The following is a 22,865-nucleotide window of genomic DNA, read 5'->3' as shown; positions in this document are numbered from 1 at the left end:
GGTTCCAATGGCTTACTGCTGTTCACTTTCTTGATCTTTGCGATGAACGCTAAAGTTGAACTTGGTGAGCTTATTCGGGGTAATTCGCAACACTTTCGGGTTTTCGCTCACCACTTCCATGGAGGTGGATAGCGAGTCAGTGTCCAACTTCACGAGGAAGTTCTTACCTTTCTTATTGAGTACCCATTGGTCGGGCACGTGGTAACGACCGTACTGATCTGTGTAAATAACGATTCCCTCAACCGTCATCAACTTAACGCCCGGAATACCATCTTCGTAGATACCTTTGTTCTCGATAACAATTTCCCACAGGTAATCCTCGCCATCGCGATATAGGTTTCTGGTTACATTGAGGTTTTCAGCGCTCAGTCCCTTTTTCTTGTCCGATTCATGCTTAAACTGAATCTGACCTTGTGCGTCGAACTCGATGCGAGAGCCCGCATCGGTCGTGACGTAGAAATCAAAGCTTTGCTGCGTGCGAGTTTTAAATTGAATAACCACTTTGCTGGTTTCTGGCAGTGTTCGGTTCACTGAATGTCCCCAAAGATCGCCAAGATTCAAACCTTTCTCTAGAACAGAGGTCGCAGAGCCAACCAATTCTTGGTCTTTGACGACAACCTCCTTAGCATCACGGACGACAATTGTAGATCCCGCAATATAGCCTTGAGTAGGCAGATTAGCTGTTAACTCAACATTAAATGCCGTTGCATCAGCTTGGAACCCATCTTTGTTGTGATCTTCAAAGACTTTGCCGATGATCGATGAGGTATCGAACACCTTGTCCGGTTCTACGGTCACTTTGGCGGTGTCTTCATTAGAAACCGCTGAGCCATCCACTTTCGCGACTGCGGTGTTGATGTAGTCACCAAAGGTCGCACCTACCGATACTCGCAATAAGTAACGAATACGCAGTTTCTCGCCCGGGTCAAAGTTCAACGAAGTGAACATCAGCTTGCCAGTATCTGATGGCTCTTGAGAAAGAACCTGATCATCTTCCGTACCAAACTCACCATCAATACCGCTCAACACGATTTCTGACGTGTCCACGATGTATTTCAAGCCACCTGGGTAACGGTCTTCTACCGTCACGTTCTTAAAGTAAGATTCATTGTTGTTTTCAACGATGATCTCGTACTCAACCGCATCACCGACTTGCGCGGTATCTTGCAGCGCCGACTTGGTCAGCTCCAATTCCCCAGAGTTGTCAGGAATCTTCTTGATGTGAGTGGTTACGCTGTCGCTAGTTTCAGTACCGTCAGATTCAGTCGCCGTAAAGGTATTGGTGATGTCGTCATCTAAACCTTTACCTAATGTACCCACCACTTCGAACGCATAGGCATTTCGCTTTTGGGATTTTAGGTTAACGGTGGTATCTAGATCTTTACTCGACGGGAAGCTATGACGCTGAATCACCGCGCCTGTGTCATCGACTTCAACACCTTCAATCGTCCAGTCAGTAAACACTTTGTTGCCAACGCTATTTTGCAGTTCGCTGATCTCATCAGTGAGTCGCACGTTCGCTGCATTACCTAAACCATTGTTGGTCACAGCTAGGTAATAAGTGACACTGTCGTCGTCTTCGGTGTATTCAGGTTTGTCTGAACGCTTTTCGACAATCAGATCTGCGCCCACTGGAGGTAGATCCAGAGCTGATACTTGGTCTGCTACTGCCTGCATCGAGGTTTCTGATGCCAACATACCTTTAGATCGAGCACGCATCGTCGGGCTACCCGTTAGATCAAGGTAGTAGCCGAGTACATCGATGTTGGTCAACATGTCTTCGTTGACGGTCAATGTGAAGGTGTAGTCAATCTTGCCACCCGGCGCGATGTCGACCAAGGTGAAGAGGTCTTTATCGTTATCAAACGTACCCGGCTGCGTTTCAGCCCCTTCCGATGATGCTGTTAGGGTCCAATCATCAAAAGCATTGCTGCGGGAGCCATCTATGTAATCACCCATTGACTCAGAGAACTGGGTGTAAAGCGCCACATCTTTAGCGATACCACGGCCAATGTTTTGTACCACTAAGTGATACTCAACTTGGTCGCCCGGCACGTAATAAGGTGCGTCTGTATAGAGCTCAGCTTGAACAACCGCCGCGACAGTGTTAACCGGAGGACTAACCACATCGCCACCGTCAACTTGCGCTGTATTGACGATACGTCCAGTCGCAGTATCGACCACGGTGCCTTTTGAGCGGAATACAACCGTACCGTGCGGTGCAATATCCACACTGTATTCAATCGGGCTAATTTGCTCTGTCGTCGTGCCTAGCGTGGTTGAGTCAACAATCAAAGAAGTGGTTCCGGCAACAAAGGCAGGGCCAGTGGTGCCATCGTAATAGCTCACCTCTATCGTGCTCATATCATCGACAACACTTAGGTCACTAATGTAGTTGTTTGAGGTGTTCTCAATAGTAATCAAGAACTCCAGCTCACCACCCGGCTCATACTCGGTTTGTACGTTGGTTTTCGTCGCAACAAACTCAGAGTCTTTCGGTGTCATGACTACCGTTGAGTCTTGTGGTACGCCGTTGTAAGTGATGGTTGCCGTGTTACTGATATCGCCAATCGCCGTAGTACGAATCAACGCCTTAACATGGAATGTCACGGTACTTTGTGGCGCAACATCCATATTGACGTCGATGTCTTCACTCAATTCAAACGTCTTCGGCGTCACTACAGTGCGGTCATCTGAAGCTTCAAAACTCACTTCCCACATCAGGAATGCCGACTCTTGTTTATCCGCGGTCGTGTCGACTTGAATGTCACTGATGATGTCTTGAAGTTGAACACCAGATGCAAAAGCATCAGAGCTGTTGGTTACGGTGATGTCGTAGTTAATCAGCTTGGTTACTTCATACGATGGCGTATCAACCGTCTTCTTGACCGAAACCATCGCCAAAACTGGTGTACTGGTAGCACTGTCATCAAATGTTGTGCCGTCAAAGATCGCTGATGCGATATTAGTAATATCGCCTGTCGCCAACGGATTAGTCGTCACTTGAATAGTGAAAACAATGCTGTCTTGAGGCGCAATATCGAGCGTCTCATTAAGGTCTTCACCACTGGTTGCATCCGGTACTGGGGTCTCACCCGTTGTCGATACCGCAGATATTTGGATTGAAGCAGGGTCAAAGGCTTGCTTCGTCTCACCACCAGCAATCGTGGTTTCAACCGATTTCAACGCATCTTCAATCACAACATCTTCAGCCCAACCTAAACCGTTATTTTTAACGGTCACGGTGTATTGAAGTGTTTCTCCCGGAAGGTACTCCGCTTTATCAACGTCTTTTGTGATCTCAACTTGTGCGTCTTCTGGAATGTAGGTCGCGTCTGCGGTGTATTCACCATCATCGCCAACCACTTTAACAACGTTAGTGATCTCGCCTTTGGCTTTGTCATTCACGGTATTTGTGACAACAAACGAATAGCTGGCACCGGGATGAATGCTGTAAGTGGCGCGGTAACCTTGAGCAGTGTTAGACACATCTTTACGAGCATTCAATGCTGGGTCACCACTACCATCAATCTGTTCATCGCTGATGATCCAGTTGCCGGTAAGGGCTTGTTCTTGATCTGGGCTGTTCGCCACTTCGGTCATGATGGTATCGATACGATCCGTCAGGACTTGATCCACAAGGTAACCTTCACCCGTGTTAGCCACGGTGATCTTGTAGGAGATAGGTTGGCCCGGTTGGTACTTAGCATCAGGCTCAGCAATCGGGGTAGCTTCTTTGGTTAGCACCAACTGTCCCGGCTGAGGCGTAATGTAGCCCTCTCTTAAGCGAGCTATTTTCGAATCGTCCAAGCCATGTCGCAGATATGCAGTATTGGTAAAGCGACCAATCGCATCATCACGAACCTTGCCTTCAACATGGATTCGAACAACCGTGTACTTATCACCGCCGCCAGTACCCGCATCATCACGCCCTGCCATCTTGACTGACTCAGCAGGCAAATCGATGTCTGGGCTGCTTTGCCCAACGAGCTTGTCTAACTCTGAGAAATCATTCGCGTCAGGATCCGATGGTGCTGAGTTGTATAAGACATCGTAATCAACGCTCCACTCAGTGAGTGCGGTTTGCATTGAACCATCGACAGTTTCGACTTCGAAGCCACTGATGATGTCGCGGATTGAGAACAGGCCAGAATCCACATCGTCATTGGTAATGTCGATGTAGTAATTCACCGTGCCACCCGGCACGTAAGTAGGTGTATCTGTCCACTTATCGATTAGGATATTAGAACGACCAGGGTCAAGTACGATGTCGTTGGTGTCATCACCGTTCACTTGTGCCGTATTGGTAATGGTACCTGTTGCCGATGTTGAAACTGTGCCTTTGACATCGAACACGATGCGTTCACCTGGGCGAAGATCGACAGTCGCATTCAATGGCACACTACCATTGTAGTTGCCTTGCACGTCATAAGTTCCAACCGGTTCAACCGCAATCGCTGTTGCCCAATCAGAGAAAGCATCATCGCCATCTTCGGTTTTGAGGGTATGGATAGCATCAATAACACGTACATCATTGGCGATACTATCGCCGGTGTTATCTAACGTAACTTGATATTCAACATCACCACGCGGTGCATAGGTACAGCTGCTGCCATCGTTTGAAGGCACTGAACAGCCAGCTGATTCACCATCGGTGTATACCAAGGTTTTGAAGTAGTCGAGTTCAGCCGCTTGTGGTGGAATCGTTTCTGATGTTGCTGACTGATTACCTGCCGTCACTCGGTTGGCTTCGATAGTCCCCAAAGCATCATCACGGATAACACCTGTTAAGTTGAACGTCAGCACTTCACCTGCGGCAATATCGGTTTCGATATTCAGGTTATTGTTTGGGTTATAGCTCGGAACATAAGTATCGACGTTAGCATCAATACCATTGCTGACTTCGTGAGTGATATCGCCCGAAACAAAGGCGGATTCCATTGTTCCACCAATAGCCTCAACTTGAATATCCTTTACCGTGTCTTTGATCTGAATATCATTTGCCCAACCGTTTTCTGGGTTAGTGACCACGAATTCATACTCGACTTCGTCACCCGGCAGATAGGTATCCCCATCATTGAACGGGTTGCCGTTAATCGACACCACGCGTTTTTCAACACTGATATTACTTCCTAGTGGCATTAGAGTCGCAGTACGAACCATACCGTCATAATTCGCTTTGTTTTGAATATCGCCCAACGCATCCTCACGAATCTCAGCATGGATGGTGAACGTTAGGCTTTCTTGAGGCGCGATAACAATGTCGTTATCAATATCAACGTTGTTACCAGAAACAAAGTCAACCGCGTCCGTGATCGAACCTACCGCTGCCGTTTTTTCTAGCTGCACTTCCCAACCAGATAAAAATGGTTGCCCGACAGGGTCAGCGCCAGACGTCGAAGCATCTTCTGCAATGCGAGTCTGAATTGCAGAAATGGTATCTTCAAGGCGAGAACCATACTCAATTCCGTTGCCCGTGTTCTTAATTTGAACTCGGTAATAAACTTCACTCTCACCCGCAGCTTGAGAGTACTTTGTCTTTGCCGAAGAGAAGCCTGCGTCATAGAACGCCTTTTTCGAGAATGTTATCTCTGGCTCTGACATCGACGTTGGGGGAGAAACAGCAATTAACTGGTTGCCATCATCTTCATCGATATACGCTCGGTTAGTGAAAGAACCTACTGCTTTGGGACTGATTTTGGCTTTGATGACATAACGTACAAACGGTGACGATACTGCACGGCCAAAGTTATCTGCCGATATATCAAAGTGCGTATCGATCGGTTGATTGTCTTTGATCGAGTTATCGACATCAGGGTCAGAGATCCCTGAACTGTCTTCAGACGTTTCAATAGTCCAGCTATCAAACGCCGGACCGCGAGTTCCGTCGTAGTATTGAGTCGTTATCTGGTCGATGTCATCACGAAGGCTGATATCATCAACGTGCGCAGTTGCGATATTTTCGATATAGATTTCATACTCGATGTAACCACCAGGCATGTAGCTCGTTGCACCCGGAATCTTGTTTCCATCAGCATCGTAGTAGTCCAGAATATTTTTTTCGTAATCAATTTGACGACCAGCTTGCGAGATATCATGAGAGATCGTATCTCCATCAACAGTCAGTACATTGATAATATCGCCATTGGCTTTATCGTTAATGGTTGCCACTACTTGGTACTCAAGCGTTGCTCCCATCGGAATATCGGCTTCTTCGTTTAGGTTGTTGTCTGTTGATGTATAAACCTTACCTGCACCCGCACCTGCATCGACATACTCAGAATCAGTGCCCGTTGCGATAGAGGTAATGGTCCATGTTGAATACGCAGGTCCAGTTGTACCGTCTACGAGATCGACGGTAATATCTTTGAGGTTATCGACAATTGGAATGTCGTGAGCATTGCCTTTACCGTCATTCTCAATCACCAAGTGATAGGTCACGGTTTGAGCTGGCTCGTACACCACTTCATCAGTCGTTTTATCAAAATCTAAATGGTAATCATCGGGAATCACGACGGTATCTCGGTAATGAATATCACCGACCGCATCCGGTCTTACGGTACCTGTTACTGTGTAAATCACATCTTCACCAGCATCGATATCAATCGAAGTCACAATGTCAGTGTCGTTCGCAACATCACCGTCTTTGGTACCATCGGTTGTACCCACGTTTGCAGGATCGCTCTTAGCAACTGCCACCGTAAACTTGTTGGTACCCACCGCATCGTCGAAGAATGGATTGCCTGATGTGCCATCTTGTAACTCAACAGAGATATCATTGATCAGTTCATTAACGTCAACGTTGTTGCGATAGCCGTGACCATCCTGAGAGTTGTATTTGATGGTGTAAGTCAGTTCATCGCCCGGAGAGTAGCGGTTGATGTTGGTTGTACGAACCACGGTACCGTTATTGTGAACTTGATGGTTTTCAGCCACGGCACGCTTAAAATATTCGCAATCTGTCATACACCCAGAGTCTCTACTATCGAGGAGTAAAGCTTCATTCCGAATAACATTTAGCCCATCCGCGTCAACCCCATTTGACACCGCATTATCTTTAACAAGGGCCTTAATCTTTATGGTTTTCAATTCACCGGGAGCAAGTGACAACGGAATCCTTACATCATGGGTAGATTGACTTCCATAGCCACTCCCAGTATCTATCAACCAATGCTCGAATGCAGACTGGTTTTCGACATCCTCAACATACGCATCTTTGTCATTGGCAAGTGTTGTGAAGACCTTCGTCAGTTCGTCTTTGAGCTCAACTTCAGCGAAGCTTTCTTCATCATTGTTCTTAACCAAAATGGTGTATTCAACGTATTCACCTGGTGTATAGCGGACTACATCCGTCGTCTTTGTAAGGGAAACATTGATATCAAAAAGGCTATCTGCGTTATTAATTTGCGCGGAAGAACTGTGCTCTCTGTCTGTAATAGGGTCATAGACATCTACACGGTTGGATACTTGATCATGTGGATAATCAGCATTAACAATACCACTCACCTCATAACGAACCCAACCTCCTGGAGTGATATCAACATCAGTATTGATGTCTGTATTATCAGTAATATCACCGTAGCGAGACCCCGGCTTATCGGTGTTAGTCGATCCGACAATCGTCCAGCTATCGAAGAACATGAGTGCTGAAATGCTGTCTTTTACCGTTGCGTCGTTCGCGTAACCAGCTCCGCGATTATAGATATCAATATCGAACGTAGCACGCTCTCCGACCACAAAGTCGGTATGTCGAGCAGTCTTAGCAACCACGAGGTTTGGCTCGCTAGGATAGGTGCGAACCGTATCTGATAGGTTGGTGCCTGGGCCTGTCACTGTTGCCGTGTTTATGAACGTACCCCATAGAATTTCACTGTCTACGTCGCGATCGAGTGTCCCAACAACGGTATAGGTGATAGTTGCACCTGGTGGAATTTGTGCCGTGGCATTCAGGTCAGTATTATCTGAGAATTCTCCAGGATCGGTGACCGCTTTGACCCAAGGAGAAGCCGCATCTCTGTCAGCCGTGATCGTCCAAGATTTAAACACAGGCTTGGTTTCACCCGGCTCATGCAGTAACTCAGCCTCTATCGTGCTGATTTCATCTTTAATATTGATGTTAGACGCAAAACCATTCCCTTCAGGGTTGGTAACGCTGATTGTATAAGTGACTTCCTTTGTCGTGTCGGTGTAAGCGCTTTGCTCGTTGTTGCCGTCGACACGCTTGTCCAAGACTAGATAGTAGTCTCTTGGGTATGAACCTCTGTCAGAATAAAGCACGCTATCTACCGTCACTTCATTTCGAATCTCATCATCGGCAATCGGGTTTACCACCGCTGCAATGCTATAGATGATTTTGTCGTGCGGGGCTAGCTTCGCCTTCACATCTAAGATGTTCTTATTACTCTGATTACCTGAAATTTCACCGCTAAAACCGGGATCACTGTTTATTGAGACTAAGTCATCAGAGCCATAAGATTTTGCCGTCACAACCCAGCTCAAGTACGCTTTAGTTGGCTCATCCGTGATTGATTTGGTCATGATTGATGCAATGTCATCATAAACAGGTACATCAATCGCGTAACCGTCACCGTTGTTTTCTACCGTGATTTCATAGTTGAGTGTGCCACCTGCAGAGTAGTAGCGAGAATCCACTTCCTTCTGTACTTTTAACTTGGAGTTTGGCATTTGCACGCCAGAACCCGCCTCACCCAGGTTATCTCCCAAACACAAACCTGCATCGGTACCATCATCAACAATTTGACCCACACTGGTATCTGCTACTTTGGCTGTCAGTTTGTAGTGAACAAAGCCCTCAGGAGCAAGATCGACTTTTAGGTTGATGTCCTTCGTAGTCCAAGCCCCATAATTAAATGACCCATAGTTAGAACCCTCACCGCTGCTTTCATCCACTTCCAACTTCCACTCGGAAAACGCAGAATCGGTAGTACCATCGGCTTGCTCTGTCACGATACAAGAGAATTTGTCGATCACTTCAACATCGTTCGCGAAAAATTCAGTGTCTTTGTTGGAGATAACAATGTCGTAGACCACTTCATTTTCACCCGATATCCCAGGTACATAAGTGGTATCTGTTGTGTTCTTGTTGCGGGTAATCTGGCTTGATGAAGAGTTTAGGACTTCTTGTGTATCTAGAGGGTTAGTCACCACATCAGCAGAATCAGCCGTGCCTTCGGCATTCACTACACGTGCGATAACTTTAGGAATTTCGCCAATTGAAACAGGGCTTACATCGACTTCAACCGAGTAAAGGATCTCTTCGCCAGGGTAAATAGAGACTACATCATCCAGTGAATGGTTGGATTCTACGCCGCTATCAGCCAGTTGAGAGGTACTGTTAGGCCCAATAGTAATAACTTTATTGGTCCAAGATTCGTAAGGATTCCCCTTGGTATCGTTAGCATTTTTATCGTTGCTGACATCGTTACCTAAGTCGGTCTCTAAAACGGCAAGTAGCTGCTGAACAGAATAGTGATACGCAATACCAGAGTTTTCTTGGTTGGTTACCGTAACCGTGTAAGAGAACTCATCATCAACAACATAGTTCTCTGTTTGGTTCAAGGTATGTTTAATAGTGACATTAGGTGCTGTGGGTGGCGTTGTGATTGTGTCACCCGTTACCAGCGCATCTCGTGTTGCTGCCGTTATGTCGTCGTTAACAATATCGCCGACTAGTTTGTCGGCAACGGTCGTTCGAATTGTGTAGGTGATAGATCCGCCAATATCTATCGACGCATCAGTGACTGACAAATCCCCCGAAGAGCTAAAAGTACCTGCGTCACTTTCGCCACCTTCAACCTTGGCAGAGTTCACATTGTTAGTGAAAGCCTGTTGAAGAACGCCATCGATGTCGAATGTCTTGATATCTGAAATAGCATCTTGAACATCAAGCCTTCGAATCACCATATCGCCAGTATTTGATACCTTAATCGAGTAGGTCAGTTCTTTATTCAGTTGGTAGTTTGTCTTATCTACCGACACCAGAATATCGTGTTCGTACAAACCTCGTTGAATAGATTCCGTATTTGATTCAGCAGATGAAAGAGGCCCAGCGCTCGCGCTTGCGACGTTATCAATCGTACCGGCTGCGTCACCAGAAACTTTGGCGGTCATGGTATAGGTCACCGAGCCACCCACAGTAATACGTACGTCAGTCGCCTCTAAACTACCAAAACGGTTGTAAGTACCCGGCGATGAAAGAAGCGTCGCCTCCGCTTGGATCGATGCTTGAGTAAAGGCGTTAACATCATTCCCTTCATCGTCTGTCGTTAAGATATTTAACAGATCATCTTTAACATCCAACCCTGCAATGGTTTTATCCGACTCATTCGTAAGAACAAGCGTATAAACGACCTTTTGCCCATTGTCATAAGACGCACTATCAACGGACAGATCCATTTTTAGCCCCGCTGTTTCAGCTTGGACGGAGAATGGAAACAATAAAATAGATAAGAAAAAGGCAAGGTTGTATCTGAACATTAACGCGTACTTCACAGTAGATTGACAAGTCTCCAGGCTAAATGCCATAGATTTGACGTCACTATTTTGGCATCTCGCCTTTTTAGGGACATGCGCAACATACAGTTCAATCAACCCGAACAATTAACATCCGTAAAAAACAAATTACTGAAGATGTTAAATATAGAGTCTGATGTCTAAATTAAAATCAAGACATTGAGTTAATTATCAGAAGGTTAATGTTTTAATGAGTGAGTTTTCACAGTTGTTACGTAACTTCAGAAAGGAACTTCAATTTACACAAACAAAGTTTGCAACCTACTTAAATCAGCTGGACGATGAGTTTAATGCGGTTGACGTCGTAACGATAAATCGTTGGGAAAACAGTAAGGTAAAGCCTAGTACATACAAAGCACTCAAGATCTTACAGTACCTTGGCGGAGATTTGTTTGAGACAATAAAGAGCTTCAAGTCCGAACAAAAAGATACACTAATCGAACCGTTTTTTAACGAATCCCATGGCTCATTTCAAAGTAGAATTTCAGCGCTATCAGGCCTGAATCAACAACAAGGCGAACGCAATTTTAAGTCACAGCCTTTAATGTCAGAGCCCTGTGACACTAGCGTTATCGACAGAATCAAACTACTTTCTAAGTTCACTAAAGTCGATATTTCGCCACTGGACCAAATTGATTTATATCTCTATTACTGTGAGAAAAAAGCACATGGCCACAAGCTCATCAATACAGATGGTGACATTGTGAGTCACAACGTAGGCTTTTTCTTTGAAGACCATCAATTTGAGACATTAAAAACTCAAGAGCTAGATCTAAGAATGGCCTGCTCTTTAAATTCAAGCAAAAGCATAAATTATTTTAATATAAGCTCACACTCAGAGACAAAAGATCATGTTATCGAGCATATAGTTTCAGATATAAAGTTACTTTCTCAGAACAAAAATATAAAAAAATACTCTGTTTTAGTCAAAGACCCCAATATGATGAGACTCTTGAAGAGTGTGGGGTTTGAAGTATTCAAATTTTCAGAACCTTATGCCAAAAAGTGTAATATTACATTCAAAAATAAATATTATAGCTACTGTATATTAACGATTGATAAAATAGACTATCTGACGAATCGGAACGTAATGTCACTAATCAAAGATGAATATTCTACCATGATGAAATTTCCGCAATTACTGCGCGAAGCGCGCAAGAAATTGAAGTTAACGCAAAAGGATTTTGCGGCATACATTAATCACTTAGATGATGAATTCAGCTCTGTAGATGTCGTAACGATAAATCGATGGGAAAATAGCAAAGTAAAGCCAAGTAATTACAAAGCCCTAAAGCTATTGGACTGCCTTGGTCTGGACTTGTATACAACGTTGAAATCCTTTGATTCAGAAGTTAACGAAGACAGTGCACTACTTGAAGACTTCCTTCGTGAGAGGTTCTTTTCGTTTCAAAGCCGAGTATCGTCTATCACTAAAGGGGAGATAGAAGAAGGCTGCGACTGTCAGATCATGCCATTGATGACAGATCAGAATGACAAAGCAGTAATAGATAGAATTAAGCTGATTTCGCAATATACAAAGGTGGATCCTTCAGCTCTTGATACTATCGACCTGTTTCTCTATTGCAGTGAAAAAAAGGCGCATGGCAGAAAAATGGTCGATGTTAATGGCGATATTGTTAGTCATAGCCTAGGTTTTTTCTTCAACGAAGAGGTATTCGAGCAATACCAAAATAAGCATCTACATATTAAGCAAGCCTGCTCTTTAGATTCTAATCAGGACTTAAATTATATAGTCGTTAGCGGTCACTCTGAGAAACGCGAACAATCTATTGCGAACCTGATTTCCGATATGAAGCTTCTTGCAAGAAATACTAAGATCAAGAAATTCTCTATGATGATCAAAAATCCAAATGCACTGGAGCTGATGAAAAACCTTGGGTTTGAAATCTATAAATTCTCAGAACCAACAAAAGAAAAATCGAACATTACCTTCAAGAAAAAAAACTACCGCTATTGCGTACTGACTATCGACAAGATTGAATTACTTAGCAATAAACATGTTATTGCTTTTATTAGTAAACATGGTTAAGCACCTGATTTTACTAACTATAGAAAGCTTATACTAAATTCTTCTTAAGCTTCTCTTCTAAGGCTTGAACACACAGTTGGATGGCAATCGGCGTGTTGGAAGTAAATGGGTTCAATGCATAAACCGTATTGGTGGGTAATTCAAAGCTTGGCAGCACGTCGACAACTTCATTGGATAACTGAGGAACACAGAAGTCTGGAATCACACCAATGCCAACACCCGATTTAATCAACGCAAGACAACTGTGAAATGAATTGGTAACGCAGCTAGCTTGTTGTTGATAGACAAAGCCTTCTTCAGTTAGAGAACTGAAATGGTGAGTCACCTGCTTCCCCTGCCAAGAGTTTGCAATGTAAGGAATCGATTCAAGCTCACGTTCACGCATGCTTGTGACGCCACACAACACATCTTTAAACTCACCTAACCGTTTCTGTTTTAGGTTACTGTCTCGTGAACTGCCAACTCGCACCGCAAGATCAATATCGTGCTCCATGAAATCTAAGTGTTGATCATCACTGATCAATTCCGGCTTTAATTTTGGATACTGTTTCATCAGATCGGCAATAACAGGCGCAACCAGCAAATCCATCAACGCATTAGGAGCCGTGATGCGAATCCGTCCCTGTGGCTCTTCCAACTCCGATTTCGCCATATCCCATGCCGATTCAGCGATCACGTTAATATCCTTACAACTTAGATAGAAGCGCTCTCCCATACTAGTCAAGGTTTGTCTTCGCGTTGTTCGTTTAAGAAGCGAAGCACCAAGCTCTTGTTCCAGAATTTTTAGGTGCTGACTGACGACAGATTTAGACAACTCTAACTTTTCAGCCGCAGCCGATACTGAGCCTTGCTCTACAATATGAGCGAAAATCGACATCTGCTTTAGCTTACTCATTTTATTGTTCTCTTTTTACAAACAGTATTTTCTATTATCTCTGTTTTTCAAATTAATTTCCAAGACTAAACTGAATCCAACTTATCGAGATACCTAATCAAAGAAACAGTGTTTGAAAGAAGACTGTTATGGAGAGAAAACAATGTTAAACAACCAAGTATTAGAAGCATGTAAGCAAGGCATTAACGCGTGGCAAAAAGCATTCAATAGCCAAGATGCTAAAGGTTGTGCCGACCAATACACAGAGGCTTGTGTGATGGAAGCTCGTCCATTCGGCACTTTTGAAGGCCGTGAAGCGATTCAAGCATTTTGGCAAAACATCATTGACCAAGGCTTCAAAGACGTTGATTACACAGATGTTAAGTGGGAAGAGCACCCAGAAGGTGGTTACATTCTTACCGCTAGCTGGACAATGAACAAAGCGTTTGGTGTCGTACACCGTGAACACTGGGCATTAGAAGCGGATGGCTGTGCTCGCCTAGTAAGCGATGACTTCGAAGTTCAAGGCGAACGCTAGAAGCTAGAAGCTAGAAGCTAGAAGCATAGAAACAGAAAAAAAAGCCAGCAATCCGAATGGACTGCTGGCTTTTTAATGTTCACTCTGTCGCCATTTCACTTGATTTGAAGGTGATTCAATGACTCTACACAATCATTCAAAATGTCTGGTAAGACAGAGCAAATACAAGTCAAAGTTACAGTGCTGCTTTCTTCGCTTCTGTAATCCAACCATCGAACGTGCTTTGGTTCGCTTTGATCCAACCGTTTACGTGCGCTTCGATATCCGCAGAGCTGTTCTTACCTTTACTCATCATCATGTTCTGAGCACTTACATCATTGATGTTAAGTTTGATGATCTCGAAAAGCTTCGCTGCTGATGGGTTATTCTTAGCAAACTCTTTGTTCGCAATAATGCGCATTGAGTTCATTTCGAAGCCGTAGTTTTTGCCGTTAGATAACGTCGTATCAACATCCGAACGCTCGCCAGGAAGTGAAGAGAATGGCACTTCTAGCCATACTACGTCTTCGTTAGGCACCAATACACCACTTACCCAGTACGGTGTCCACGTGTAGTAAAGGATTGATTCACCCTTTTGGTAACGTGAAATCGTGTCTGCGATGATAGCCGCATAGTTACCTTGGTTATGAGTTACTGTATCGTCCAGTTTGAATGCTGACAGTTGATGTTCAATTACCATCTCACAACCCCAACCTGGGTTACAGCCTGTTAGGTCGGCTTTGCCATCACCATCTGCATCAAACAGTTTTGCAATTTTTGGATCGGTTAACTGACCAATATTAGTGATGTTGTACTTTTCTGCCGTTTTCTTATCAATCAGGTAACCTTGCGCTGCACCACTTACATATTGGCCTTCGCGGTAGAACTTTTCATCGCCGCCCGCCATTGTGTATTTGTCTGCATGAAGCGGGAACCAACCTACCGTTAGGAACGTTGCGTCACCTTTTGCAATTGAGGTGTAGCCTACGTTGTAGTCCACTTCTTGCGTTGATTTCACGTCGTACCCAAGCTCTTCAAGAGCGCGGTTAACAATCAACGTTTGGAATGTTTCTTCTGCTACAGACGATTGAACAGGCTGAACAGGTACACCTTCACCCGGTAGGCTTGCTGCCCATACGTTAGTTGATACAGCCAGTGTAGAAACGATGCTCACTGCAAGTTTGCTCTTCCATGAATTATTCATTGGTGTTTTTCCTTAATTGAAGTTCTGATTTGTTACCGCGATTTAAAGCATTAAGTACTAGGGAAACAGGTCCCATGCGGTACCAGCGTAATTTTGTATTGCCCGCATTCACACCCAACACTTGGGTGATACGATCCAATAAGATGGCGAGAATAACGATGCCTAAACCACCGACTGCAGCCAGTCCCATATCTAAACGGCCGATACCTCTCAGTACCATTTGACCGAGACCACCTACCGCAATCATTGACGCGATAACCACCATCGACAGTGACAGCATCAGTGTTTGGTTTACGCCCGCCATGATGGTTGGCAGTGCTAGTGGCAATTGAATTCGATAAAGCATCTGCTTTTTGCTTGCGCCGAATGAGTGACCTGCTTCGATCAACTCTTCCGGTACTTGCTGAATACCTAAGATGGTTAAACGTACCACTGGCGGCAGTGCGAATATGATGGTTACAACAACACCCGGCACGTTACCGATACCAAACAACATGACGATTGGTACGAGATAAACAAAGGCAGGCGTGGTTTGCATGGCATCCAGAATTGGACGAACGAATTTAGCCGCCGTGTTGCTGCGGGCGAGCCATATCCCCATGGGTAAGCCAATCAACAGACAGAAAAAGACCGATGTCATCACCAACGAAAGCGTAGTCATGGCTTCAGACCAAGCGCCAATCAAGCCAATGAACGTCAAGGATACTGCGGTAGCAACACCAAGCTTCAAGTTTGAAAACTGCCATGCGACTAAAAACAAGATGATCAACATGAATGGTGCTGGCGTAGAAACCAGTGTTGTTTCAAATGAACTTAGGATGAAATCGATCGGCACACGTATCGCCTGAAACAGTGGGCGTCCATGTTCAACCAACCAATTAAGACCAGACTCAACCCAAGTATCGACTGGTAGTACAGCTTCAGCAAAAGGGTTCAGTGGGTCAAAAGGCGTAACCTCAACGGTTTCACTGCTTAGCCAATCCGCTGATGGTGCGGTCTCAGTTGTTTGGCCCCAAGGATCACTTGCCGGCTGAGTAGAGGGAGCTGCTTGCGACCATGGGTCATTATTTGTTTGTTCCGACGACATGATCTATCCCTTATCTAATGTTTGTAGCAGTCGTGACTTAGTCACAACGCCAAAGTAATTACCTTGCTCGTCCACAACAGGAACGGAATAAGGCACACCGCCAACAAGGCCAAGCACATCATTGATTGGTAAATCTGGATTCAGAGTTAAGCCATCACTTAGCTGAGCGCTAACCAATGATTTGTTCTCTTTGTGGGCTTTGCGAAGGGAGTCGATAGAAACAATGCCTGAGTAGTGACTGCTCTTCTCAACAACGATGCCATATTCACGGTCGTTATCCATCAAGATTTGCAGAGCCGAAGCTGGACCATCGTGCTCAGATTTCTTAAATACCGCTGCAGGTTTCTTGCGTGCGATGTCTTTAACCGTAAGGACACTTGCGACATTCACACCACGGAAGAAAGCTTCAACGTAGTCGTTCGCTGGGTTATTAAGAATATCGTCTGGAGTACCTACTTGAACCACTTCGCCATTTTGCATAATCGCGATTCGGTCACCGATACGCATCGCTTCATCCAAATCATGCGAGATGAAAACAATGGTACGCTTATCGTCATTTTGAAGTCGGATTAACTCGTCTTGCATTTCAGTACGGATCAGTGGATCGAGTGCAGAGAACGCTTCGTCCATTAACAGAATGTCCGGGTCACATGCTAAAGCACGAGCCAAACCAACACGCTGCTTCATACCACCAGACAGTTCATCTGGGTAAGACTCCGAATACACGCCAAGGCCTACTCGCTCTAAGGCAGCCAGTGCTGACTCTTTTCGTTTATCAACATCGACACCCGCAAGCTCAAGGCCAAACGCTGCGTTTTCGATCACAGTCATATGCGGCATCAATGCGAAATTTTGGAAAACCATGGAAATGTTGTTGCGGCGGACTTCGCGGAGTTCATCTTCTGAGATGTGGGCAATGTCTTTGCCTCGTAGAAGCACATTGCCTTTGGTAGGTTCAATCAAGCGGTTAAGAAGGCGTACTAGGGTTGATTTGCCAGATCCTGACAGTCCCATTATGACGAAAATCTCGCCTTCTTGAATACTAAGAGAAACATCGTTAACGCCGATCGTTAGCCCTGTTTCTTCGAAAACTTTATCTTTGTTCGCGCCTTCATTAATCATTGTAAAAGCACGATCGGTGTCTTCACCAAACACCTTGTACAGTCCCTTAACTTCCAGTATGGGATCCATATAATCTAATCCTTCCTTAGCTATTTTAACTTAAAAATGGTTATTTAAGCTCGAAAAACGATTAGTACTCTAAGTAAATAACCAGTGTAAATCAAGGGATCTCGTGCTGTAACCTACCCACAAAACCACCAATCCCCTAGAAAAATTAATGATTAAGAACAAAGCAACAAACACCCAACACACTGAAAAAAAAGATATTAAAGCAACAGGACCGCTTGCGACATTATGTGTTACTTACTGATAGATTATTGAATATTTATTTTACATTTGAGCAATTAATACGCGAAACAGACCAAGAACAGCATCAAATAGTTCGTGCACAAATAATTCGAATACAAACTATTTATTAAGATTTAATGACGTTTCAGAGTTGATCATCCACCCTGCTACAGGGATAAGATCCACACTCGGCATCGACATAAAATCCAAAGGTGAACTGGCTAAAGTCAGCGAGATAAAATCGATCTTTTTCAACCAAGAGTTTCAAAACATCACACCAACTGTGACACTTGCTACAAACTATTAAACGTCGATTACCCAAGCTAAAAGACAACTTGTAGAGTCCTCACTGCTGAGCCATTCTTTATAAAAGAAATTGACATTTCCCCGCGATGAATTAGAGAAAAAGACAAGGAATTCGAATGATAAAAATGCTGGTGTGTGACTTTGACGGGACGCTGGATGGAGGATCTTCTCATGGGGTGAATCAGTTATTTAACTACCTAACCGAGCAACCTGATATTCGTTTTATCATTGCGACAGGAAGAACTCTGCCGTCAATTCGTGTTGGGTTGGCGTCTGATAACTACCCGAAACCACACAGCATTATCAGTGATGTTGGCACTAGAATTCATCACGATCACTCCCAAAAACCCGATCATGTTTGGCACAATCAATTAGAAGCGTCGTGGAACAAATCCAAAGTAGAGACAGCACTCGCACCACTCGACTTTATGGGCGAACGCTTTGAAAATCATCAGGGTGATTACAAGATTACTTTTGAAGGGAAGCTGTCTGAACCTCAACATGAGTTGATTGAATCAAGCTTGGAGTTGCACGGGTTAGATGTACACCTCACCTACTCCCACGACTGGTATTTGGACATCACACCAAAGGGCGTCAATAAGGCTACTGCGATTCATCACCTGCTCAAGCAGCATGATTTGAGCGTAGAAGAAGTGTGTGTCGCGGGCGACTCTGCAAACGACACATCCATGCTGACGATAGAGGGTGTAAACTCGATATTGGTCGCTAACCATTACCCAGAAGTGGCGCACCTATCCGACAGAGACAATGTGTACACCAGCACAGCAACGCACGCTGAAGGTGTGTTAGAGGGGCTCAAATACTGGCAAAAGCGAGCGTCGAGCATCCGATAAACGCTAGTTAGCCATTAACAACAAATTCTAATCAAACAGGCTTCCGGTCCTACTTCCAACCTGGAAGCCAATTTTGATTATCTGTAAGCTCTCGCCAATTGATGTCTTCTTCTCGTTTGGTCATTACCGCCTCTATCATGCAGCGCACGACCTCCCCTTCATCAAATTCAACTTCTGTGACCATAAAGTGCTTTTCTTTCTTCACGGGGCTAACGGCTGTCCATTTGCTACGAAGTAATTTCTTTGGGTTGATCCGATTCATGGGCTTCTCTCTTGCTTTAACGTCGTTGATTATCATGAGTTGTCTACTCGACACAAAGTAATAGTCTTTCCATCGCAAAAAAGATCATAAAAAAGCCAGCGGTTAGGCTGGCTTCATTCGATTAGCTATTTCTCGTTAAAGATTAGCCATTTTTAGGTGGATCAAATGCCGTCAGTTCTAATACTGGGCCTGTGTATTTTTCAATTTTCACAAGCGCAGAGTTCGCTGCACAACCATTTGCCAAACGAGAGGTTGGAATATCCAACGTAAGTACGTTACAGCCACCGTTTTTACATAAGCCTGTATCTTTATCTAAATCAGGCCAACCGCCTTCATGGATACATACAGCGCCTTGTTTGATGCCATCAGTCACTAATGCACCAACCAGTACTTGTCCACGAGCGTTGTATGCACGAACCAAGTCACCGGTTTTGATGCCACGTGCTTTCGCGTCTTCTACGTTAATAGAGATAGGCTCACGGTTACCAATCGCATACTCTTCGCGGATCTTCGCGTAGTTGAACTGACTGTGTAGACGGTGCGCGGCGTGCGCTGTCATCAGTTGCAGTTCATCACTTTTCGCTTTACCGAAGAACTCAGTAGGCTCAATCCATGTTGGGTGAGCAGGGCAATCAGCAAGCTTGTAGCCTTCAATGGTTTTAGAGAAGATCTCAATTTTACCACTTGGCGTACCTAGCGGGTTCATCACTGGATTCTTACGGAAGTCAGCATGACGAACAAACTGTGCCGCCTTCTTGTTGTACTTCATTTCAATAAGCTGGTTATCATCCCAGAACTTACCAAATTTAGGCATACGAACACGTGCAGATTTACCTGCTTTTTGTGCCGCATCGTAGAAGCCTTTCAACCATGCCATTTCGTCTTTGCCTTCAGTGAAGACATCACGGCCACCCGCTTTGATCATCTCAGACATGTCTGCAAATACATCGAAGTCATTACGCGCTTCACCTTGAGGTTCAACCGCTTTCTTCATTGGCACTAAGTGTTGATTACTGTAGTCACCCGTCATCGTCATATCATTACGTTCAAATGACGTAGTAATTGGCAACACAATATCGGCGTGCTTGGCAGCGGCTGTCCAGTAGATCTCAGAAATAACCACTAGCTCAGGTTTTTGCCACGCTTTGATCAAACGGTTGGTGTCTTGATGATGAGTGAAGTTACCACCGCCCGCCCACCAGATCATTTTCAGATCTGGGAATGTCAGTTCATGGCCGTTATGCATGTATTTTTTGCCTGGATTTTCCAATGCTTCCGTAATACGAGCAACAGGGAAGCTGTTCACCGCGCCTGAAACTGCCCAGTCATTACCAGCAGAAGAACCGCCGCCGATTGAAGCTGAAATTGCAGGTAATACACCAGCATCGCGTGTTGGGTTACCACCATTAGAATAGTGATAAGACAGACCGAAGCCACCGCCTGGCAGACCAATCTGACCAAGCATTGCTGCTAGAGTCACTACCATCCAGTGACGTTGCTCACCATATTGTTGACGCTGAATGCCCCAACCCGCCATAAGCATAGTGCGGTTCTGGCTAAAAATGTCTGCTAGAAGCTCAAGTTGTTTCGCAGGAACGCCTGTGATCTCTTCAGCCCATGCTGGCGTCTTTTCAATACCGTCCTCTTTACCCATTAGGTACGCTTCAAACTTATCGTAACCACTGGTGTACTTATTTAGGAACTCTACGTCATGCTTACCCTTCTTAACTAAAGAGTGTGCGATACCCATCATCATTGCGACATCGGTCATTGGGCGCGGTGCAATCCACTGAACTGCGTCACCAAAGAAATCGATCGTTTCAGAGCGCATTGGGTCGATAGCGATGATTGTCTTGCCAGACTTCTTAAGTTTATGAAAGAACTCTAGGCCTGAACAGTCGGTTGAACTCCATGCAATCTTAAGCGTGTTCATTGGGTTCATACCCCACAGCACAACAACGTCTGAGCTCTCTAGTACCACAGGGTGAGTGGTTTGTTGTTCATAAACTTCGATCGATCCCATTACGTGCGGCATGATCACTTGAGCAGCACCAGTTGAGTAGTCACCTAAGTGACCTGAGTAACCACCAGCCAAGCTCATGTAACGTTGTAGTAACGTTTGTGCTTTGTGCAATACACCACTTGAACGCCAACCGTAAGAACCCGCGAATACAGATTCAGGGCCATTCTCTTTACGAATACGCATGTGTTGTTCGTGGATCAGCTTATAGGCTTCATCCCAAGACACTCGAACGTATTCATCTCCGCCACGAGTTCCTGTTGGATAGGATGGGTTATCTAGGAAGCCTTTACGTACCATCGGGTATTTGATACGAGCTTTGGTATGGACCTGATCAGGACCTGTCGTTTGTAAACTATTTGGCACTGTTTGTGCCAGTGCATTAGTAGTCGACACTAACTTGCCATCTTTTACTTCACACAGCATAGGTCCCATACGACCCGCTGTTAGTACACCTTTACCACGCTTGTTTGCAGCCGACGCTGTCATTGGCGTTAGCGACGTAAATGCCAGCGCACCAGCAGCCATGCTTGTTCCTTTGAGGAATCCGCGACGAGTAATATCTGCCATAATTATTTCCCTTTTGTTTCTTAGTGGCCAGCCACATCTTTTGCGTGGTTCTGGAAGTATTTAGTAAGAAGTTCTAAATCTTGGTCTGAAATGTCAGTTCTTTCGCCCATGCCTTTTGCAACGGGGCCCCAAGCATTAACGGTGAAGTGGTTCGCGCCAATTTTTGCGTGGCATGTCGAGCAGTAAACGTTGTCGAGTTCTTCAGCGTAATCCCAGATTGGCTCGAGTGAATCCAGTACAGGAACATCAACGTTCGCGGTTAGCACCGCCGTTCGCCATTCATTGCCGTACGCATCCGTTTTAAAATCACCAACTTCAAGGCTCTGTTGCCCTTGGTCTGTCAGCATCGCAACGATTGAGCGTTGACCTTCGCCGTAGTAAAGCACCTGTTCTGCACCCTTCATTTGGTAAGCATGCAACTCGATTTTGCGCTCAGTACCTTCAACACTTTTCACATCTAGGCGTGCCGTTGGATTGATAGTGCCAAGGTCGCCAATACTGATAGTTTGAGCTGAGTACACTACGTTAGCATTTGGGTCTGTTTTCTCAGTGAATGCCATCAAGTTGTCGAACGCTTCACTGTCCATCTCTGGCTCTGGTGCAAAGTGAGCAACACCTTTGTGGCAGTCGATACACGTCTGATTATTCTCTTGCCCGTACTCATGCATTTTCGCCGCATCTGCAGATTGCTCGTAGCTATCCATCGCATCGAAGGTATGGCAAGAGCGACAAGTAGCAGAATCACTTTCACGTAGTTGAGCCCAAACGGTTTCAGCCATCGCCATACGGTGTTCTTCGTACTTGTCTTCGGTATCAATTTTGCCAGTCACAAACTCATGATAAATGTCTTTGGTGGCACGAATTTTAGTGATTACGTAATCAACTGGGTCGGAGGGAATATGGCAGTCTGCACATTCAGCACGAATGCCTTTAGCATTACTGAAGTGGATTGAACCTTCATATTCTTCGTAAGGTATTTGCATAGTGTGGCAAGAAGTACAGAACTCAGTACTCGATGTGTAGTGCATAACAGCAGCAGTGCCGCCCAGCGTTAACCAGCCAATACCTATACCCACTGCGGCAATAAGAGCGATATATCGTTTTTTAATAGACATATTTAGAAATCATCTTCAACAATTAGTAACAATTGCGATCAGAATAATACTTTAGGGGTAGTC

The 22,865-nt window shown here is 44.9% G+C and carries 11 protein-coding genes; 3 read left to right on the top strand and 8 right to left on the bottom strand.

What is annotated here, in order from left to right:
* Positions 1–12: 12 nt before the first annotated feature.
* A complete protein-coding gene (locus BCV39_RS03465) occupies positions 13–10,416 on the bottom strand; it encodes a DUF11 domain-containing protein (RefSeq protein WP_102431640.1) in 10,404 nt (3,467 codons plus the stop codon).
* 307 nt (positions 10,417–10,723) lie between these two features.
* On the opposite strand from BCV39_RS03465, the gene BCV39_RS03460 reads away from it, so the two are divergent.
* A complete protein-coding gene (locus tag BCV39_RS03460; protein WP_102431623.1) occupies positions 10,724–12,583 on the top strand; it encodes a helix-turn-helix transcriptional regulator in 1,860 nt (619 codons plus the stop codon).
* 28 nt (positions 12,584–12,611) lie between these two features.
* Here BCV39_RS03460 and BCV39_RS03455 read toward each other — a convergent pair whose 3' ends face one another.
* Entirely contained in the window at positions 12,612–13,478 is an 867-nt protein-coding gene (locus BCV39_RS03455) for a LysR family transcriptional regulator (protein ID WP_102431622.1), read from the bottom strand.
* Positions 13,479–13,620: 142 nt separating this feature from the next.
* Here BCV39_RS03455 and BCV39_RS03450 point away from each other — a divergent pair, with 142 nt between their 5' ends.
* Positions 13,621–13,995 carry a nuclear transport factor 2 family protein gene (locus BCV39_RS03450; RefSeq protein ID WP_017633307.1) on the top strand — a complete coding sequence of 125 codons (375 nt, stop codon included), beginning with the start codon at positions 13,621–13,623 and terminating at the stop codon, positions 13,993–13,995.
* Between the two features lie 175 nt (positions 13,996–14,170).
* On the opposite strand, the gene proX is transcribed toward BCV39_RS03450, so the two are convergent.
* The 3 genes from proX to proV are packed head-to-tail and all read right to left on the bottom strand — an operon-like array spanning position 14,171 to position 17,456.
* Positions 14,171–15,178: a glycine betaine/L-proline ABC transporter substrate-binding protein ProX gene (proX, locus tag BCV39_RS03445; protein WP_048658358.1), complete on the bottom strand. Its 1,008-nt coding sequence runs from the start codon at positions 15,176–15,178 to the stop codon at positions 14,171–14,173.
* Positions 15,171–16,265, bottom strand: coding sequence for a glycine betaine/L-proline ABC transporter permease ProW (gene proW / locus BCV39_RS03440; protein ID WP_102431621.1), 1,095 nt, complete (start codon positions 16,263–16,265; stop codon positions 15,171–15,173). The genes proX and proW overlap by 8 nt, the downstream gene beginning before the upstream one ends.
* Positions 16,266–16,268: 3 nt before the next feature.
* The gene (gene proV, locus BCV39_RS03435) at positions 16,269–17,456 is read right to left on the bottom strand and encodes a glycine betaine/L-proline ABC transporter ATP-binding protein ProV (RefSeq protein WP_102431620.1); all 1,188 of its coding nucleotides are present in this window, start codon (positions 17,454–17,456) and stop codon (positions 16,269–16,271) included.
* Positions 17,457–18,097: 641 nt separating this feature from the next.
* On the opposite strand from proV, the gene BCV39_RS03430 reads away from it, so the two are divergent.
* Positions 18,098–18,835 carry an HAD-IIB family hydrolase gene (locus BCV39_RS03430; protein WP_102431619.1) on the top strand — a complete coding sequence of 246 codons (738 nt, stop codon included), beginning with the start codon at positions 18,098–18,100 and terminating at the stop codon, positions 18,833–18,835.
* Between the two features lie 49 nt (positions 18,836–18,884).
* Here BCV39_RS03430 and BCV39_RS03425 read toward each other — a convergent pair whose 3' ends face one another.
* The 3 genes from BCV39_RS03425 to BCV39_RS03415 form a co-directional block, all read right to left on the bottom strand.
* Positions 18,885–19,097 carry a TIGR02450 family Trp-rich protein gene (locus tag BCV39_RS03425; RefSeq protein WP_102431639.1) on the bottom strand — a complete coding sequence of 71 codons (213 nt, stop codon included), beginning with the start codon at positions 19,095–19,097 and terminating at the stop codon, positions 18,885–18,887.
* A gap of 142 nt (positions 19,098–19,239) precedes the next feature.
* A complete protein-coding gene (locus tag BCV39_RS03420) occupies positions 19,240–21,687 on the bottom strand; it encodes a molybdopterin guanine dinucleotide-containing S/N-oxide reductase (RefSeq protein ID WP_102431618.1) in 2,448 nt (815 codons plus the stop codon).
* A 20-nt stretch (positions 21,688–21,707) separates the two neighbouring features.
* Complete coding sequence (locus tag BCV39_RS03415; protein ID WP_102431617.1) at positions 21,708–22,802, bottom strand: NapC/NirT family cytochrome c; 1,095 nt, start codon at positions 22,800–22,802, stop codon at positions 21,708–21,710.
* Positions 22,803–22,865 lie beyond the last annotated feature (63 nt).

It is taken from the genome of Vibrio sp. 10N.286.55.E10 (assembly GCF_002872555.1).
Taxonomy (GTDB): Bacteria; Pseudomonadota; Gammaproteobacteria; order Enterobacterales; family Vibrionaceae; genus Vibrio; species Vibrio crassostreae.
The sequence above is the reverse complement of the archived record's forward strand: the minus strand, read 5'-3'. Positions and strand labels throughout refer to the sequence as shown.